Below are 17,746 nucleotides of genomic sequence, written 5' to 3' on the forward strand. Positions count from 1 at the left end.
CGCGCAGCGCCTCAGGGGGATGTTCATGGATTACTTGACGGAGCCCTTGGGCAGCACCTGCACCACAGCGCTGCGCTGCATTTGCACTTCCACGCCACTGGCGATCTCGATGTGCAGGAAACCTTCGGACAGGCGCGTGACCTTGCCGACGATGCCACCGGCGGTAGCCACTTCATCGCCCTTGGCGATGGCGTCGATCATGGCGCGGTGTTCTTTCTGGCGCTTCATCTGGGGGCGGATCATGACGAAGTACAGCACCACAAACATGAGCACCAGGGGCAGCATGCCGGTCAGAGAGGACATGATGTCACCGCCGCCAGCGGCTGCGGCAGGTGCGGTTTGGGCGAAAGCGGAAGAAATAAACACGGACTGGACTCCACAACGGATGGTCAAAATTCACACAACCCGCCCACACCAAGCGCCGAAGCGCCCGCTGGGGCAGAACAGGGCATTGTATGCGGCGGCCTGGGCACCGCCCAAGGGGTAAGACCCAAGCCCACAGCGGGTGTTTGCCACCTGCCGAACCCACCAGGGCATCCGCAGGGAAATACGGGCAAAACCCGGCTGATGCGCTAGTGAAATATGCCTCGATAGCTGCATTATTTATAGCAAAAGCCCGCACAAGTGCGGGCTTTTACACGGGGGATCGACCGAGAAGGGCCGCTCAGGCCGCCTGGCGCTGGGCCGAAGTGCCTGTGCGCCACTGGGCCATCAGGCCGTCCCACTTGGGACGCGCAGCCTTCAGGTGCCGCTCCTTCACGTGGCCATAACCACGGATCTCTTCGGGGATGCGGGCAATTTCCACAGCCAGCGCCAGATTATCGGCGCTCAAGCGGGCCAGCAGTTCGTCGATGCAGGCGCGGTATTCGACGATCAGCGCACGCTCCATGCGCCGCTCCTCGGTCTTGCCGAAGATGTCCAGTGCCGTGCCGCGCAGGCCTTTCATCTTGGCCAGCAGGCCGAAGGCGCTGCGCATCCAGGGGCCAAACGGCTGCTTCACCAGCTCGCCCTTGTCGTTCTTCTTGGCAGTCAGGGGCGGTGCCAGGTGGTGCACCAGCTTGTAATCGCCTTCAAACATGTTCGCGATCTTGTCCGTGAAGGCCTTGTCGGTGTGCAGGCGCGCCACTTCGTACTCGTCCTTGTAGGCCATGAGCTTGAACAGGTAGCGGGCCACAGCCTCAGACAGGCGGGTGCCGCTACCCAGTTTCGCTTCCGCCGCCTTCACCTTTTCGACGAAGGCCTGGTACTCGGAGGCGTAAGCGGCGTTCTGATAGCCCGACAGGAACTCCACGCGCTTGGCCACCATCTCGGCCACGGACGGCTTCTTGACGAACTGGATCACTTGCGCGGCCTGGAACAGCGCCTGCACAGCCACCAGGTCGTGCGCGCAGCGGCGGCCCCATTCGAAGGCGGCCTTGTTGTTGTCTACCTGCACGCCGTTCAGCTCCATGGCGCGCATCAGCGAGGCGAAAGTCAGCGGCACACGGCCCTTCTGCCAAGCATAGCCCAGCATCAGCGGGTTGGTGTAGATGCTGTCGCCCAGCAACTGGGTGGCCACCTGCTCGGCATCGAAGCTGCCCACGCCGCCCGCGCCCACGGCGGCCGCGATGGCGCTGTCGCAGTTGGCACCGGGGAACTGCCAGTTGGGGTTGGTCACGAAGGCCGCCGTGGGCGTGCCGTGGGTGTTGAGCGCCACGAAGGTGCGGCCCGGCTGCATCACGGCCAGGGTGTACTTGTGCGCAGCAACGATGGAATCGCAGCCAATCACCAGGTCGGCCTTGGCAGTATCGACCTTGGTGGTGTAGATGGCCTCGGGCCGGTTGGCGATCTGGATGTGGCTCCAGGTGGCGCCGCCCTTCTGGGCCAGCCCACCGGCGTCCTGGGTGATGACACCCTTGCCATCCAGGTGCGCCGCCATGCCCAGCAGCGAGCCGATGGTGATCACGCCCGTGCCACCCACGCCGCCGACCACGATGCCCCAGGCCGTCTCGGCCACGGGCAGGATGGGCTCAGGAATGGAAGGCAGCGCCGACAGGTCGCCCTTCTTTTCCTTCTTGGGCTTCTTGAGCTTGCCGCCTTCGACCGTGACGAAGCTCGGGCAGAAGCCGTTCACGCACGAGTAGTCCTTGTTGCAGGTGCTCTGGTTGATGCGGCGCTTGCGGCCGAATTCCGTCTCTACCGGCTCCACGGAGAGGCAGTTCGACTTGGTCGAGCAGTCGCCGCAGCCCTCGCACACCAGGTCGTTGATGACCACGGTCTTGTCGGGCGTGGCCAGGGTGCCGCGCTTCCTGCGGCGGCGCTTTTCGGTGGCGCAGGTCTGGTCGTAGATGATGACCGTGCAGCCCTTGATCTCGCGGAACTGGCGCTGCAGCGTGTCGAGCTCGTCACGGTGGTGCACCGTCACGCCCTCGGCCAGCGCCACACCATCGTACTTCTGCGGCTCATCGGTCACGATGATCAGCTTGACCACGCCCTCGGACTTGAGGCTGTTCATGATCTGCAGCACCGAGTGGCCCTCGGGCCGCTCGCCCACCTGCTGGCCACCGGTCATGGCCACGGCGTCGTTGTAGAGCACCTTGTAGGTGATGGTGGTGCCCGCCGCGATGCTCTGGCGGATGGCCAGCAGTCCGCTGTGGAAGTAGGTGCCGTCGCCCAGGTTGGCGAACACGTGCTGGTCGGTGGTGAACGGCGCCTGGCCCACCCAGGTCACGCCCTCGCCGCCCATCTGCGTGAAGGTCGACGTGTTGCGGTCGGGCATCCAGTTGGCCATGTAGTGGCAGCCGATGCCGGCCACGGCGCGCGAGCCCTCGGGCACGCGGGTGCTGGTGTTGTGCGGGCAGCCGCTGCAGAACCACGGGGCGCGCTCGCCGGTGTCCACCTTCAGCTCGGCCATGCCGCGCTCGCTGGCTTCGATGACGGTGATGCGTGCATCCATGCGGGCGATGATGTCGTCAGGCACGCCCAGTTTTTTCAGGCGCTTGGCAATCGCCTTGGCGATGATGGCGGGCGTGAGGTCGGCCTTGGCGCGCAGCAGCCAGTTCTGGCTCGGGTTGGGCATGGACCATTCGCCACCCGTCGCGTCGCCCTCGGGCTCGTCGAACTTGCCCAGCACGTGGGGGCGCACGTCCGAGCGCCAGTTGTACAGCTCTTCCTTGAGCTGGTATTCGATGACCTGGCGCTTTTCCTCGACCACCAGGATCTCCTGCAGGCCCTGGGCGAAATCGCGCGTGATGGTGGCTTCGAGCGGCCACACCACGTTGACCTTGTGCACGCGGATGCCGAGCTGGCGGCAGGTGTCGTCGTCCAGGCCCAGGTCCACCAGGGCCTGGCGCGTGTCGTTGTAGGCCTTGCCGCTGGCGATGATGCCGAAGCGATCTTGTTTGCCTTCGATCACGTTGTAGTTGAGCTTGTTGGCGCGGATGTACGCCAGCGCCGCATACCACTTGTAGTCCATGAGGCGCGCTTCCTGCTCCAGCGGCGCATCAGGCCAGCGGATGTGCAGGCCGCCGGGCGGCATCGCAAAGTCCTCGGGCATCACGATCTTCACGCGGTCCGGGTCGATGTTGATGCTGCCGGACGATTCCACGACCTCCTGAATCGTCTTCATGCCCGACCACACGCCCGAGAAGCGGCTCATGGCAAAGGCGTGCAGGCCCATGTCCAAAATCTCTTGCACGCTGCTGGGGAAGAACACCGGCGTTCCGCAGGCCTTGAAGATGTGGTCGCTCTGGTGCGCAGCCGTGCTGCTCTTGCTGATGTGGTCGTCTCCCGCAATGGCGATCACGCCGCCATGCTTGGCCGTGCCCGCCATGTTGGCATGCTTGAACACGTCCGAGCAGCGGTCCACGCCCGGGCCCTTGCCGTACCAGATGCCGAAGACGCCGTCGAACTTCTTGCTTTGCGGGTACAGGTCCAGCTGCTGCGTGCCCCAGACGGCCGTGGCACCCAGCTCTTCATTCACGCCGGGCTGAAAGACGATGTTGTTGGCCGCCAGGTGCTTCTTGGCCGCCCACAGCGCCTGGTCATACGTGCCCAGGGGTGAGCCCCGGTATCCACTGATGAAGCCCGCAGTGTTGAGCCCCGCCGCCGCATCGCGCTGGCGCTGCAGCATAGGCAGTCGCACCAGGGCCTGCACCCCGCTCATGAAGGCGCGGCCCTCGCCCAGGGTGTATTTGTCATCCAGGGTGACTGTCTCTAGCGCTTTGCGGATGGACTCGGGTAGGGGGGCATTCATGGGCAGATTCCTGTGGGGAGGGCGTGCAGCCACCGCCTTGTGGACAGGGGCGGACGCATGTTCAATGGTTTGCAAAGCAGTTTATGCACTCTGAGGGGATATGTCCTTTCGTTTTCATGCTAGGTTTACCCTTGTTTTTGAAAGGATCATTCTTAAAATGGCCCACAAATGGATAATTTAGACAAATTCGACATCGCCATCCTGGGTGAGCTGCAGGCCGACGCCCGTTTGACCAATGCCGAACTCGCCCAGCGCGTGGGCCTGTCGGCCGCGCCGTGCTGGCGCAGGGTGCGCGCGCTGGAAGAGGCGGGTTTCATCAAAGGCTACAGGGCCGAGATCGACCGGCACAAGATCGGCCTGGGCGTGCTGGCCTTTGTGCGGCTGGACGCCGACCGCAATACGGGCGGCCTGACCTTGGCCATGGAGGAGGCCATCCGCAAGATCCCCGAGGTGGTGGCGTGCCACTACATCAGCGGCACCGGCACGTTCGAACTGCAGGTGGTGGCGCGTGACCTGGACAGCTTCTCGCAGTTTGCGCGCGATGTGCTGCTGAACCTGCCCAACGTCAAAGACATGCACACCAGCTTCTCGCTGGGCGAGGTGAAGGCCAGTGGGGCGCTGCCGCTGACACATCTCACACGCACACGCGCTTGAAGGCGCGCCGCCCTGGTTCCGCTGGCCCGTGCCATCGGCAAGCGCTGCAATACCCCAGACCGCAAGCCAAGACCACTGCCCGAAGGGTTGAAGCGAAATCGGGCGATTGCGCTCCAACGCGAGCCCCTGGGAGATCGTAAACAGGGTCCTAGCGCGGCCACAGCGCCCACAGGCGCAGGTTCTGCTTGAGCCGGCCCGCGATGTCACCCGCCTCCTGCCCCCAACCCGTGAAGTAGTCCGCACGCACCGCACCGAGGATGGCGCTGCCCGTGTCCTGCGCGAGCACCAGGCGGTTGAGCTGCACCTGCGGACCGGACGAGGCCAGCCACACGGGGGTGCCGTAGGGAATGCTCTGCCGGTCCACCGCAATCGATCGCCCCGGCGTCAAAGGCACGCCCTGTGCGCCGCGCGGGCCAAAACCGGCGTCCAGCGGACTCAAGGGCTCCTCGCGGAAGAACACATAGCGCGGATTGCTCCACAGCAGCTCATTGGTGCGCTGGGGGTTGGCAGCCACCCAGGCGCGGATGCCGGGCCAGGTCGCATCGCGCGTGAGCCCCTGGTCCAGCAACCAGCGGCCCACGCTCTGGTAGGGCTGGTCATTGGTGCCTGCGTAGGCCACCCGCACCAGCGAGACAGAGCCATCGGGCTCGGTGATGCGCAAACGGCCCGAGCCCTGGATGTGCAGCACCATGGACTCGATAGGGTCACGCAGCCACGCAATGGCCCGACCCGCCAGCGCGGCCTGGGCCTCCGGCAGGGTGTCGATCTGCTGGCGCGTGTACCAGGGCCTGCGCGCCCCCAAGCTGGCAGGCACCCGGTAAATGGGTACCGTGAAACCATTGCCGGGCTGGCGCGCAGCGTCCATCATGGGCTCGTAGTAGGCCGTCAGCAGACCATCGGGGTTGCCGTCGGTGGCCTCGACGCGGTAAGGCTGAAGCCGTGTGATGAGCCAGGCGCGCTGCTCATCGGCCGTGGCAATGCTCAGCTGGCGCACATCGCTGCACAGCGCAGTGAAGGGCGGCTGGGGCCGCTCGCAGCTTTTGATCCACGCGTTCCAGGCTTCGTGCAATGTATCTTCGGTAAAGCCCGGCAGCTCAGCCCAGCGCACGGGAATCCAGCGGCTTTTTGCCTGCGCCATGGGCGGTGGCAGCGGGCCTGTATCACCCGGCAACACCGCCGCACTGGGCGGCAGAGGTGCAGGAGTGCCCACAGGGCGTGCGGGGACAGGGGCAGGGGGCGTGGAGCAGGCGGCCAGCGTTCCTACAATCAGTGCGGTCAAAGCAACGCGCAGGAGTGTCAATTTCATGGGGCTGATTTTGCTTGAAGCGCTGCTGGCGCTGGTGGTCCTGGTGGCCATCGTGTGGTGGACCATGTTCTCGGGCCGCAAGGGGGGCGAACTCCAGGCCCCGCCGCCCACCGACAGCGACAAACCGCCGCCCCCATCACCCTGAACGGACGATGAGCCCCAATCAGGGGCGGCACTGTCCTACAACCGATGTGCCCGCGTGCCGATGTCGCATGCGCATCACAGGCCCCAAGATGGCGTGAGCTGGGTGATGCCACTGCACGGGACGCGATAACGCTCCGGCAGCGCGGCGGGTGCAAGGCCCGCCCACCCAGCGCCACCGATTTTCCAGGAGCACACACATGCGCACACACATTCAAATTCTCGGGGCTGCCGCCGCCATCGTTCTGGTCACCGGATGCGCCAGCATGGACGACACCCAGCGCCGCACTGCCACCGGAGCGGGCATTGGGGCGCTGGCAGGCGCGGTCATCGGATCCGCCACCGGCGGCAGCGCCGGGACCGGCGCCGTGGTGGGCGCCGGTGTCGGGGCACTCGGCACCTACATCTGGTCGCAGAACATGGAGCGCCAAAAACGCGAGATGGAACAGGCCACCCAGGGCACCGGCATCGCCGTGACCCAGACGGCCGACAACCAGCTCAAGCTCAATATCCCCAGCGACATCTCGTTTGCCGTGGGCCGCTCGGACATCCAGCCCAACTTCGCGCCGGTACTGGACCAGTTTGCCGCAGGCCTGCGCAACAACCCGAATACTGACGTACGCATCGTGGGGCACACCGACAGCACAGGCAGCGATGCCACCAACAACCCCCTGTCGATGGACCGCGCCGGCAGCACCCGCAGCTACTTGACGGCGCGCGGCGTGGATGGCCGCCGCATCGTGATCGAAGGTCTGGGCGAGCGGTACCCCATTGCCACGAACGACACCTCTGAAGGCCGTGCGCGCAACCGACGGGTCGAGATTTTTGTGGGTGAACGACCACGAGGCTGACCTGGCTGACCGCCCGGACTGCGAACTCCAGGCCAGACAGGTGCGCTCAGTGTCCCGTGCGCAGCAGGTTGGCCAACTCCACGGCGGACTTGACCTGCATCTTGTCGAACACCCGTGAGCGGTGGACTTCGACCGTGCGCACACTGATATCGAGCTGGTCAGCGATCAGCTTGTTGGGCAGGCCGGCTACCACCAGGTCCATCACATCACGCTCGCGCTCCGTCAGCTCGCTCAGTCGCACCTGCAAGTCGCTGCGTTCGCGCACCTGCGCCAGCCTCTCGGCCGACTGCGCGAGCGCCTGCTCGATGCGGTCCACCAACGCGTTGTCAGAAAACGGCTTCTCGCAAAAATCAAAGGCACCACGCTTGACGGTGTCCACTGCGGTGGGCACGTCGGCGTGGCCCGTGAGAAAGATCACGGGCATGGTGGACAGATCCCCACGTGCGGCCAGCACGTCAAACAGTGCCAGACCACTCATGCCCGGCATGCGCACATCCAGCAGCAGGCAGCAGGGCTGTCGCTGGGGAGGCCGCTTCTGCAGCATGGCGTCAAAGGCTTCGGCCGAATCAAAGGATTCGCTGGGCAGTCTGCGCGAGCGTAGCAACCACGCCAGCGCCTCGCGCACGCTGGCGTCATCGTCCACGATGTACACGGTGGCGTTGGTGATGGGCTCCATAGATCAGTTCAGTTGTCCATTGCAATGTCGGTCACGCGCTGACGATGAAACCACCCCGGCCCGAGCGCTGGCCGTTGTAACGTACCTCACGGAGTGGTTCCATTATTCACGGGCAGCGTAAAGGTGAATACCGTACCACGTGGCTCATTCGGCGCAAATCCGAGAAAACCGCCGTGCTGTTCGATGACCGTGCGGCACATGCTCAGCCCCAGCCCCATGCCCTCCGGGCGGGTGGTGAAGAACGGGGTGAACAGCCTTTCTGCGACCTCAGGGGGAATCCCGGTTCCCACATCGGTTACCGCAAATTCGATCCAGCCATTGTGCGGATTCGAGGCAGCACGCCGCACCCGGATATCCAGCACGCGCGTGCGCACACTGGGGTCGTCCATGGCCTGCATGGCATTGCGCGCCAGGTTCAGCAGGACCTGCTCCACCATCGTACGGTCACACAGCGCGGGCGCCAGGCCCTGCTCCACCGACGTGTTGACGCGCACGCCCAGTTTGCGGGCCTGCAGGCTTACCAGCGGCAGGATGGCATCCAGCAATTGCTGCGCGTGCACGGCCTCACGGGCCTGGTCACGGCGCCGGACGAAGTCGTGAACGCTTTTGATCACACGGCCCGCGCGCTCGGCCTGGCGGGCAATCTGGCGCATGGCCATGCGCACATCCTCCAGCGCATCGGACTCGGGGGCAGACGCCGTCACTGGCGTGGCATGTTCCAGCAGGTTGATGGAACCATTGGCATAGCTGGAGATGGCGGCCAGCGGCTGGTTGAGTTCGTGGCTGAGCAAAGACGCCATCTCACCCACTGTGGCCAGCCGCGCAGTGGCCTGCAGCCGCTCCTGCGAGGCGCGCGACAGCTCCTCGACCCGGCGCTGCTCGCTGATGTCCAGAAACGCGCTCATCCAGCCTGTGTGCTGGCCTTGGGCGTTGATGAGCGGGGCCTCGATGATCAGTACCGGAAACCGCGTGCCGTCCTTGCGCATGAACTCGGACTCAAACCCCTCGCGCGGCGGCATGGTGCCTGCAAAGCGGATGGCCTGGCGCTGCTGGTATTCCTCCACACGCTCGGGCGGCCAGTAGGGGGCCGACATGCTCAAGCCCAGCAGCTCCTGCGGGCTGAAGCCCACCATCTCGCAGAAGGCTGGGTTGACGTAGGTGATGCGGCCCTCCAGGTCGCGCGCGCGCAGCCCGGTGACCAGCGAGTCCTCCATCGCCTTGCGAAAGGCCAGCGCATCGGCCAGGTCGCGCTCGGCGCGCAGGCGGCGGCGGTTGTCGCGCACCAGCACCACCATCACCGTCACCAGCGCAATCGACATGGCCGTCACCAGGGCTGTCAGCACATTGGGGAACAGGCTGGGTGCGCTGTGCCAGCTGTCCATGCGCAGCACCAGCGTGCCGCCCGGCAAGTCCAGCAGGTGCTGTGCCGAGAACATGCGCGAGCCCCGTCGCGCCGCACCCAGCACGGCCAGTCGTGTGCCATCGGCCTCGGTGAATGAAGCCTCCTGGCTGCGCGTAAGGTTATGTCCCACCAGATTGGCCAGGATGTCCTGCAACGCATAGGTGGCTACCAAATACCCAATGGTGCGGCCGCTGGCGGACAGCGGAACACACAGCTCCATCATCTCCGAGCCCAGGCCATCCCCATGGGGCTGAAAGTAGCTGCTGGAGTACGCAGGCCCTCCGAGGCGACGCGCGTTAGCGCAGGCGATGGTGAGGTCCGACTGGCCGCTGTCGCGCAGCCGCATGTCCCAGGCCACCGGGCGGTAGGGCGACTGCACATGGGTGCGCATGCGCAGGTTGGCGTCGCGCAGCTCAATGCGCACCAGCTCACGCCGGTTGCGCAGCAGCTCAGAGGCATCGACCTCCCAGGCCAGCTGGCTAGGGTTGTCGCTGGGCAGTGCCTGCAGGCTCTGCACGTTGTGCGTCAGCGCCGTGCGGATGTCAGAGACTGCGTCGGCCGTGTCGCGCTCCAGGCGGGTCTGCACCTGGCTGGCTTCGTAGCGCCCGGCCAGCCACACCATGGTGGCCAGCATGGACACCACGAGCAGCACCAGCGCAGTCCACAACGACCAGCGCCGCCAGGCGCCACGCCAGCGCTGCAACAGGGTGCGTTTGACAGGGACGGCCGTCACAGTACGCGGTGGGTCAATGCGGGCAGCTGGGCACGCATGGCACCCAAGCGTTGCGCGTCCAGCTCGCCGGTGACCACGCCAGCGCCCTGATCGCGCTGCGCGACGATATCGCCCCAGGGGTCCACCAGCATGCTGTGCCCCCAGGTGTGGCGGCCGTTGGCGTGCACACCGCCTTGAGCAGGAGCCAGCACATAGGCCAGGTTTTCCACCGCGCGGGCGCGCAGCAGGACCTCCCAGTGCGCCTGTCCCGTGGTGCGAGTGAAGGCGCTGGGCACCAGCAACAGGTCGGCACCAGCGAGTGCGTGCGCACGGTACAGCTCCGGAAAGCGCAGGTCGTAGCACACGGACAGCCCCACGCGCCAGCGCCGCCCATTCCGGGCTTGCACATCAAAGTGCACGGGCGTGTCGCCGGCTTCTATGACCCGGCCTTCGTCGTACTGCACTGCGCCGTCGCTGAAGCGAAAGAGGTGGATCTTGTCGTAGCGCGCAACGCAGGCACCCTCCGGGTCAAAGACCAGTGTGGAGTTGCGCACCCGGTCCGGCACATCCGTGGCCAACGGCAGCGTGCCGCCCACGATCCACATCTGCAGCGAGCGCGCGGTGTCGGCCAGAAATTGCTGGATCACACCAGAACCGGCGGTCTCTCGCAGCGCCAGCTTGTCGGTGTCCTTGTGCCCCATCAGGCAAAAATACTCAGGCAGCACGGTCAGTTCGGCGCCGCCCTGCGCAGCCTGTTCCAGCAGCTCGCGCGCAACGCGCAGGTTGCCGTCCAGGGCAGTGCCAGACACCATCTGGATGGCAGCGACTTTCATGAAGGTTCTCCGGTCTTGGTGGGTGGGCTGGCGCGGGGCGTCGCCTCGGTGGCGGGGCTCGACTCGCGCCCGCGCCGGGCCACGCGCACCACCCGCGGGTCGGTCCAGGTGCCATCGATGCGGAACTCCTGAGTGGCAGCCTCGATGAGCGGGCCACGCAAAAACACCTGCGCCAAAAAACTGCCCAACCCAATCACCGGGTTGATGGCCGTGGCCACAAGCGATGCAGTCATGGCATTGATCTCGGGCACCACCACCACACGCAGGTCCTGCGTCTCCTGGTCAATATTGGCGCTGCCTTCCATCAGCACAGCCGCATTGACGCCTTTCATCTGCAGGTTGTTGGTGGTGGCCACACCGCGCTCAATGCGCACATCACCGCGCACGAAATCGAACGCAAATCCTTCGCTGAACACATCGCGGAAATCCAGAGTCAGGCGGCGCGGCAGCGATTGCAGACTGAGTACGCCCAGCAGTTTGGCCAAGCCAGGATCAGCCTTCAGAAACTGGCCGGATTCGACATTCAGGTTGATCTGCCCGGTCATGGTGCGGTAGTCGGGGCTGAAGGGCGCGCCAATCCAGCCCACCTGCCCTTCCATGCGGCCCTTGCCACGCCGCACCACGTTGGCCATACCGAGGCGGGCCAGCAGATCGCCCGAATCGCGGATATCGAGCTTGAAGCTCAGCACCGTACGCCGTTCTGCAGAGCGGGGGCCTGCAGTGGCGGCATTGAGCACCGCCCAGTTGCCGTTGGCAGTGAAAGCGGCCTCGGGCGCCGTGATGTTGAACTTGGACAGACGCCATTCGCGCTGCACCCCCTCGCCACCCCGGTTCTGGGCCTCCATTTCCACCCGTCCCAGCCGCTTGCCCCGCAGCTCGAAATCTTCCACCACGATGTCCAGCGCAGGCAGGTTGCCCGGTTGCTCGTTGAGCAGTTCTTCGACCTGGGTCACGTCGCTTTGCGGCATGTTCACACGCGACAGACGGGCAAACAAGCGGCCGTTGCTGAACTCGGGCGATCCGGGCGGGCGGTATTCGAGGTAGCCGTTGAGTTCTGTGGCATCGAGGTTGGCACGCCAGGTGGTGCCGTCGCGCAGCGCACCCGCCACCACGTTGTGCAGCGTGCGGCCCTGCAACGTGAGTTCACGCGCACGCAGTGCCAGGGTGGTGGGCAGGTAGTCTTGGGCCACGGCCTGCCCGGCAGGCGCGGTCGCCGCTGCGGGGCTGCGGGTGGCGGGTTCGGCCGCAGTGGCCCGGGTGAGCACCTCGTCCCAGGCGTCCACGTCCAGCTTGCCCTGGCTGATGTTGGCAGCCACGCCCTGCGCAGGCATGGGGGCTGACTCGCCGTTGCTCAGGCCGACACCAATTGCGCCCCGCAACACGCGCGGCTGAGGGCCGCTCAGGTCGCGCAGGTAAGTGGCCAAGCCGAGTGAACCCAGATCCAGCGTGATCTGGTCCCGCAGCGGGGGGGCACTGAGGCCGTTGGCATTGCTGCTCCCACTGCCGTTGTTGCTCGCCAGACCCACCAGCGATTCGCGCGCCACCTGGTTCTCGAAACGCAAGGGCAGGCCGCTGTCCGCCGCCTTGCCCAGCGGGGGCGGCAGGGCCAGTGCCAGGCCCTGCAGGCTGGTGTTGACCTGCAGCTCGGGCACACCCCGGCGAAAGGACAGGGCCAGCGTGTACGGCGCGCTGCCAGTGGCCCGGCGTGCCAGTTGCGACAACATGCCCAGCTGCGGGGTTTGCTGCAGCCCTTCGGCCGTGGCGGTGCCCTGCGCACGGATCTGCACCGCCGACTCGGTGGCAGGGGCATTGGCCGCCAGCGCGCGCATGCCCCCCTCCAGCCGTACCGGGCCGCCCAGCGCCAGGGCCTGCACATTGGACAGCGAAAACCCGGTCTCACTGAACTGCACGGCGCCCCGCACGCGGGTGAGTGCGGGGGTGTCGGGCGTGATGCGCAGCTCATTGCCTGCCAAAGTGACGCTGCCCTGCACCTTGGACTTGTTGATGTCGCTGATGGGCAGGCTCAGCCGCAGCTGGAAGTCGGCGTTACCCGTGCCACTGGCCTGCTCCAGGGCGTTGCCTGTCATGCGCCCGAGCGGCGAGGTGGCCATGAGCGTCAGCAGCTCTGCCAGCGGGCCGCGTGCGTCGGCACTGACGCCCACCACGGTGTGCGCCAGGTCTGGTATGCGCGCTTCGACCTTGGACAGCCGCAAGCCCTTGCTGCCCGCAAAGCCGCCACTGGCGCCGCGCACCTGCATGGACGAGCGCTCAAAAATCAGCTCGCCGCTCAGGTCGGTCAACGCAGGCCAGGGCAAGGCCCCCGCAGGCTGCAGCGCGGTAGGTACGTAGGCATATGTGACGTCCTTGACGCGCGCCGCGATGCGGAATTCGCCCTGCTTGGGGTCGTTGAAGGGCAGGTCGTGCAGATCGCCCTTGACGCGGAACTGCACATTGCTGGCGTTGCCGGCCACCACCGCATCGCGCACATAGTGGCGCGAATCGGCGGGGATAGACAAGGGAAGGTAGCGATGCACCCGGGTGCCGTCGGCACGGTGCAGCGTGCCCGTGAGGTCCAGCACGCCTGGAAAACGCGACCGGTGGGGCGCCTTGGCTGCGTCGCTGGTGTGCCAGGTGGCACGCGCATCCCCTTGGGCATCGGCGTTGGCGAACTGCACGTCATTGGCCTGCACGGCGATGCGGCCGCCGTCCAGCTGCCAGCGCACATCGGCGCTGAGCCGGTCCAGCGGCAGGACGGGTTCCTCGAACACCCCTGGCAGCACCAGCGCACCCGACGCCATGGTCAGCGCAGCCTTGCCCCCTGCCTGCGTCATGTCGATGTCCACGTTCGCACCGCGCAGCCCCAGGTGGTCAGGGGCCGAGCCATCGGTGGCACCCGCCAGTGCCAGCCCCTGAATACGTCCCTTGACCTGGTACTGCTGCAACGCATCCAGCGGACCTTTCCAGCTGGCCTGGATCTCGTCCACCAACCCTTGGGGCGTGTAGGTGCGCAATGCATCATGAGCGGCTGTCCCCAGCGGCAGGCGGCTGGCCACCTGCGCGAGGGCAGCAAGGTCCAGCCGGTCGGCGCGCAGCTCGCCTTGCTCCGGGGCTTTGCCGCTGGCATCGGTGTGCACCAACCGCAGGTTGCCACCCGGCCAGGTCAGGCCATCATCGGTCTGGAACTGCAGCGCCTGCGTCGAGAACTCAAAGCCACCCGTCAAACGGCGCCCCCCCAGACGACCCTGGATGGAGGGCAACACCAACGGACGCAAATCAGAGGCCAGGGTGGTGTTGACATCGGCCAGCGCAAGGTCGGCCGTGCCACCCACCACCTGCCCGCTGCGCACATCGGCCCAGGCCCGCAGCGCGCCCCGGCCCTGCGCCACCTCGATGCCCACATCGGCGTGGTGCCGCAGGTGCGACACATCCACCCGCGTGAAATGGGCAAACACCTGCCCGCTCCAGTGCTTCCAGTTGCCATCGCGGGCGCGCAGCAGCGGCGCGCGAAACAAACCCACCAGGGTGAAACGGTCACCCCATTCCGGCGGCGGTGTGGCGTCCACCCGGAGGTTGTGGCGCCAGTTGCCATTGCGTAAAACCAGGTCCACCTTTTCCAGCGCCAGCTCCGGAGCGCCGCGCTGCTCATCGGTCCAGCGTACCGTTCCGTCTTTGATGTACACCTCGCCCTGCGAGAACAACCAGTCCGCCGCCGCGCTGCTGTCGCCCTGGTTCTGGGCAAACTCCAGCCCAGCCACATAGATGCGCCCGTCGCTCGCCCGGCGCACATCCAGGTCAGGGCCTTCGATGTAAAGCTGCTCGAACCCCCATTGCAGCAGCGAGCGCGGCGACAGCGCCACCACCACCCGGGGCAGGTGCAGCGCAGTGCGTCCCGATGCATCCAGCAACGCCACGTCGGAGAGTTCAATGGAAGGGATCAACCCCTCGGTGCGGGCCACGATGGCGCCGATCTGCACAGGAACCCCCAATACCCGTGCGGCCTGCGCCTGCAACTGTGGGCGGAAATCACCAATTCGCGGCACAATCCAGCCATGAAGAGCCCCCCATGCGATGGTCAGCAGCAGCCAGAAGGCGAGCAACAAGCCCAGCGACCACCGCGCAAAACCTGCGACTATTTTCAGCAGGCGTGAGGGGTGCGAGGTGGGATCGATCATGGTGAGATGGAAAGTGGCAGGAATTATGACCCGCAGCCCTGGCGTGGGTTCACTCGCGACCCGCGCGCCCAGTGACCTTTTGTACGCGGCCGGGCGCCCAGCCCAGCACCCCGCTCCCCGTCCAACATCCGGCTGTGGCTGCCATGCATCCTTCTCTGTCTGACCCCCGCTGCCATCAGCCCCTGCCGGAGGGGCCCCTGGCTGAGCATTCCCGCTTCTACCAGCGCCTGCACCGCCGCTACGCGAACGACCTGCTCCTGCTGCCACCGGGCGTGCCGGTGCTCGCCACCATGGAGCAGGCCTACGAGGCACTGTGTGCGCGCGGCTGCGACACCGGCACCGCGCTGCGCGTGTTGCGCCAGCTGGTCATGGAGCGGCTCATCCAGCTCGACTGCGAAGCGCAGACGCCGCTGGCCGATATCACCCGGGCAGTCACCGAACTGGCCGAGCTGGCCCTGGACCGCGCCTGCCAACAGGCGCGCCGAGAACTCGACGAGCGCCATGGCGCCCCGCGCGGCCCACAGGGCCAGGCCGTGCAGCTGTGGATCATCGGCATGGGCAAGCTGGGTGCCCGCGAGCTCAATGTCTCCAGCGACATCGACCTCATATATGTGTACGAGCACGATGGCGAGACCGCTGGCACACCGGATGGCCGGGGCCGCATCTCCAACCACGAATACTTTGCGCGCGCCGTCAAGGCCATTTACAGCCTGGTGGGCGACACCACCGAGCACGGTTTTGTCTTTCGGGTGGACCTCGCCCTGCGGCCCAACGGCAACTCGGGTCCAGCATCGGTGTCCCTGGCAGCGCTGGAGGAATACCTGCAGGTGCAGGGCCGCGAATGGGAGCGTTTTGCCTGGCTCAAAAGCCGTGTGGTCGCCCCGCGCGACTGCATAGGTCGGCCCGAAGTGCAGGCATTGCGTGGCGTGGTACTGCCGTTTGTGTTCCGCCGCTACCTGGACTACAGCGTGTTCGACGCACTGCGCTCGCTGCACAGCCAGATCCGGGACCATGCCTCCAAACGCAGCGCCGGGCACCCCGAGCGCGCCAACGACGTCAAGCTCTCGCGCGGCGGCATCCGCGAGATCGAATTCACCGTGCAGTTGCTGCAGGTGGTACGGGGCGGGCAGTTCCCCGAGCTGCGCCGCCGCCCCACACTCGATGCGCTGCAGCGCCTGGCCCATGCGGGCCTCATGCCGCAGGAGACCGCCGACGCGCTGGCCCGGGCGTATGTGTTCCTGCGCCGGGTGGAGCACCGCATACAGTACCTGGACGACCAGCAGACCCACGTGCTGCCCACGCGCGACGACGACCTGGCCTGGATCGCCAGCACACTGGGCTACAAGGACTGCTGCGCTTTCCTGCACGAGTTGGATGCCCACCGCGAGCTGGTGGCCCAGGAGTTCGACACCCTGCTGGGTGGCAACGGAAAAAAACAGTGCAGTGGTGGCGGCTGTGGCGGCCCCCGGGCGGCAGCACCGCCGCCTCCAGAGCTGGAAGGCCTGCTGGAGCAACTGCCGCCGGGCTTTCGCGAGCGGGTGGCCGAGTGGCGCAACCACCCGCGCGTGGCCGGGCTGCGTGACGAAGCGCGGGGCCGCCTGTTCCGCCTGGTGCAGCGCACGGCCCAGTGGCTCAAGGAAGGACGCGTCACCGAAGAGGCCACCGTGCGCCTGGCCAACTGGCTGGAGCCGCTGCTGCGGCGCGAAAGCTATCTAGCGCTGCTGCTGGAGCGGCCCTCGGTACACGAACAGCTGCTGCACCTGCTGGGGGCGGCCAAGTGGCCCGCGCGTTACCTGCTGCAGCACCCCGGCGTGATCGACGAGCTGGTGGGCGATGCACTGTTGTCCGAACGTTTTGTGGTGGCCGACTTTGAACGCGAACTGGGCATGCGCCTGGCGTCGCTGCGCTCTACCGGCGAGGATGACGACGAAACCCTGCTCAACCTGCTGCGCCGTGCGCAGCATGCCGAGACCTTCCGCACCCTGGCACGCGATGTGGAGCGCCGCATCACCGTCGAGCAGGTGGCCGACGACCTGAGCGCGCTGGCCGACAGCGTGCTGCGCATCACCAGCCAGTGGTGCTGGAGCCGCCTCAAGAACCGCCACCGCGACGAACCCCAGTTCGCCATCATTGGCTACGGCAAGCTGGGCGGCAAGGAGCTGGGCTACGGCAGCGACCTGGACATCGTCTTTGTGTTCGACGACGACGATGAGCGGGCACCCGAGGTATACGCGGCCTTTGTGCGCAAGCTCATCAACTGGCTCACCGTCAAGACCGGCGAGGGCGACCTGTACGAGATCGACACGGCCCTGCGGCCCAATGGCAACTCGGGCCTGCTGGTGACGAGCTTCGAGGCCTACGCCAACTACCAGCAGCAACGCGGCAGCAACACCGCCTGGACCTGGGAGCACCAGGCCATGACACGCGCGCGGTTCGTGATGGGCAGCGAGGCCTTGCGCGAGCGCTTTGACGCTGTGCGCGAGGCCGTCATCACCTCTGCCCGCGACCCGCTGGCGTTGAGGGGCGAGATCGTGACCATGCGCGAGCGGGTGCGCTCGGCCCACCCCACGCCGGCCGGGCGCTTTGACGTGAAGCACAGCCCGGGCGGCATGGTGGACGCCGAGTTTGCCGTGCAGTACCTGGTGCTGTCGCAGTCTGCCGCCCACCCCGAATTGCGTGGCAACCTGGGCAACATTGCACTGCTGCAGCGTGCCGAGCAGGTGGGCCTGCTACCCGCGGGCGTGGGCCACGCAGCGGCCGACGCC

At 66.3% G+C, this 17,746-nt stretch carries 11 protein-coding genes; 4 read left to right on the forward strand and 7 right to left on the reverse strand.

Translation table 11 applies throughout. The features are described 5' to 3' along the window. Positions 1-30: 30 nt before the first annotated feature. Together yajC and ISS20_RS09935 are read right to left on the reverse strand one after the other, a co-directional pair. A complete protein-coding gene (gene yajC, locus ISS20_RS09930; protein WP_015016243.1) occupies positions 31-366 on the reverse strand; it encodes a preprotein translocase subunit YajC in 336 nt (111 codons plus the stop codon). Positions 367-664: 298 nt separating this feature from the next. Further along, positions 665-4,234 (reverse strand): indolepyruvate ferredoxin oxidoreductase family protein, encoded by a 3,570-nt coding sequence (locus tag ISS20_RS09935; protein ID WP_291436130.1) that lies wholly within the window; start codon positions 4,232-4,234, stop codon positions 665-667. Between the two features lie 168 nt (positions 4,235-4,402). On the opposite strand from ISS20_RS09935, the gene ISS20_RS09940 reads away from it, so the two are divergent. Then, a complete protein-coding gene (locus tag ISS20_RS09940) occupies positions 4,403-4,888 on the forward strand; it encodes an Lrp/AsnC family transcriptional regulator (protein WP_291436132.1) in 486 nt (161 codons plus the stop codon). A 148-nt stretch (positions 4,889-5,036) separates the two neighbouring features. On the opposite strand, the gene ISS20_RS09945 is transcribed toward ISS20_RS09940, so the two are convergent. Further along, a complete protein-coding gene (locus ISS20_RS09945; RefSeq protein ID WP_291436135.1) occupies positions 5,037-6,260 on the reverse strand; it encodes an MltA domain-containing protein in 1,224 nt (407 codons plus the stop codon). Here ISS20_RS09945 and ISS20_RS09950 point away from each other — a divergent pair. Both ISS20_RS09950 and ISS20_RS09955 read left to right on the forward strand, forming a co-directional pair. Beyond that, positions 6,193-6,339 (forward strand): hypothetical protein, encoded by a 147-nt coding sequence (locus tag ISS20_RS09950; protein ID WP_291436137.1) that lies wholly within the window; start codon positions 6,193-6,195, stop codon positions 6,337-6,339. The two genes, ISS20_RS09945 and ISS20_RS09950, sit on opposite strands and share 68 nt — an antisense overlap. Before the next feature lie 196 nt (positions 6,340-6,535). Then, positions 6,536-7,186 (forward strand): OmpA family protein, encoded by a 651-nt coding sequence (locus ISS20_RS09955; protein ID WP_291436138.1) that lies wholly within the window; start codon positions 6,536-6,538, stop codon positions 7,184-7,186. Positions 7,187-7,232: 46 nt separating this feature from the next. On the opposite strand, the gene ISS20_RS09960 is transcribed toward ISS20_RS09955, so the two are convergent. The 4 genes from ISS20_RS09960 to ISS20_RS09975 all read right to left on the reverse strand — a co-directional run bounded on the left by ISS20_RS09960 (position 7,233) and on the right by ISS20_RS09975 (position 14,981). Then, a complete protein-coding gene (locus ISS20_RS09960) occupies positions 7,233-7,862 on the reverse strand; it encodes a response regulator (RefSeq protein WP_291436140.1) in 630 nt (209 codons plus the stop codon). Between the two features lie 86 nt (positions 7,863-7,948). Then, the gene (locus tag ISS20_RS09965) at positions 7,949-9,997 is read right to left on the reverse strand and encodes an ATP-binding protein (RefSeq protein ID WP_291436142.1); all 2,049 of its coding nucleotides are present in this window, start codon (positions 9,995-9,997) and stop codon (positions 7,949-7,951) included. Then, positions 9,994-10,809, reverse strand: a complete 816-nt coding sequence (locus ISS20_RS09970) for a carbon-nitrogen hydrolase family protein (RefSeq protein ID WP_291436143.1) — start codon at positions 10,807-10,809, stop codon at positions 9,994-9,996. Before ISS20_RS09970 ends, ISS20_RS09965 begins: the two co-directional genes overlap by 4 nt. After that, positions 10,806-14,981 carry a YhdP family protein gene (locus tag ISS20_RS09975; protein ID WP_291436145.1) on the reverse strand — a complete coding sequence of 1,392 codons (4,176 nt, stop codon included), beginning with the start codon at positions 14,979-14,981 and terminating at the stop codon, positions 10,806-10,808. Before ISS20_RS09975 ends, ISS20_RS09970 begins: the two co-directional genes overlap by 4 nt. Positions 14,982-15,124: 143 nt before the next feature. On the opposite strand from ISS20_RS09975, the gene glnE reads away from it, so the two are divergent. Beyond that, on the forward strand, positions 15,125-17,746 hold a 2,622-nt coding region (gene glnE / locus ISS20_RS09980), incomplete at its 3' end, for a bifunctional [glutamate--ammonia ligase]-adenylyl-L-tyrosine phosphorylase/[glutamate--ammonia-ligase] adenylyltransferase (RefSeq protein WP_291436147.1).

The sequence above is a fragment of the Acidovorax sp. genome (assembly GCF_016783915.1).
Lineage (GTDB): Bacteria > Pseudomonadota > Gammaproteobacteria > Burkholderiales > Burkholderiaceae_C > Acidovorax.

Coding starts and splice junctions, on each gene's coding strand:
- ISS20_RS09955 (WP_291436138.1), top strand. CDS start 6,536: ATGCGCACACACATTCAAATTCTCGGGGCTGCCGCCGCCATCGTTCTG.
- ISS20_RS09950 (WP_291436137.1), top strand. CDS start 6,193: ATGGGGCTGATTTTGCTTGAAGCGCTGCTGGCGCTGGTGGTCCTGGTG.
- ISS20_RS09975 (WP_291436145.1), bottom strand. CDS start 14,981: ATGATCGATCCCACCTCGCACCCCTCACGCCTGCTGAAAATAGTCGCA.
- ISS20_RS09935 (WP_291436130.1), bottom strand. CDS start 4,234: ATGAATGCCCCCCTACCCGAGTCCATCCGCAAAGCGCTAGAGACAGTC.
- ISS20_RS09970 (WP_291436143.1), bottom strand. CDS start 10,809: ATGAAAGTCGCTGCCATCCAGATGGTGTCTGGCACTGCCCTGGACGGC.
- ISS20_RS09940 (WP_291436132.1), top strand. CDS start 4,403: ATGGATAATTTAGACAAATTCGACATCGCCATCCTGGGTGAGCTGCAG.
- ISS20_RS09945 (WP_291436135.1), bottom strand. CDS start 6,260: ATGGTCCACCACACGATGGCCACCAGGACCACCAGCGCCAGCAGCGCT.
- ISS20_RS09960 (WP_291436140.1), bottom strand. CDS start 7,862: ATGGAGCCCATCACCAACGCCACCGTGTACATCGTGGACGATGACGCC.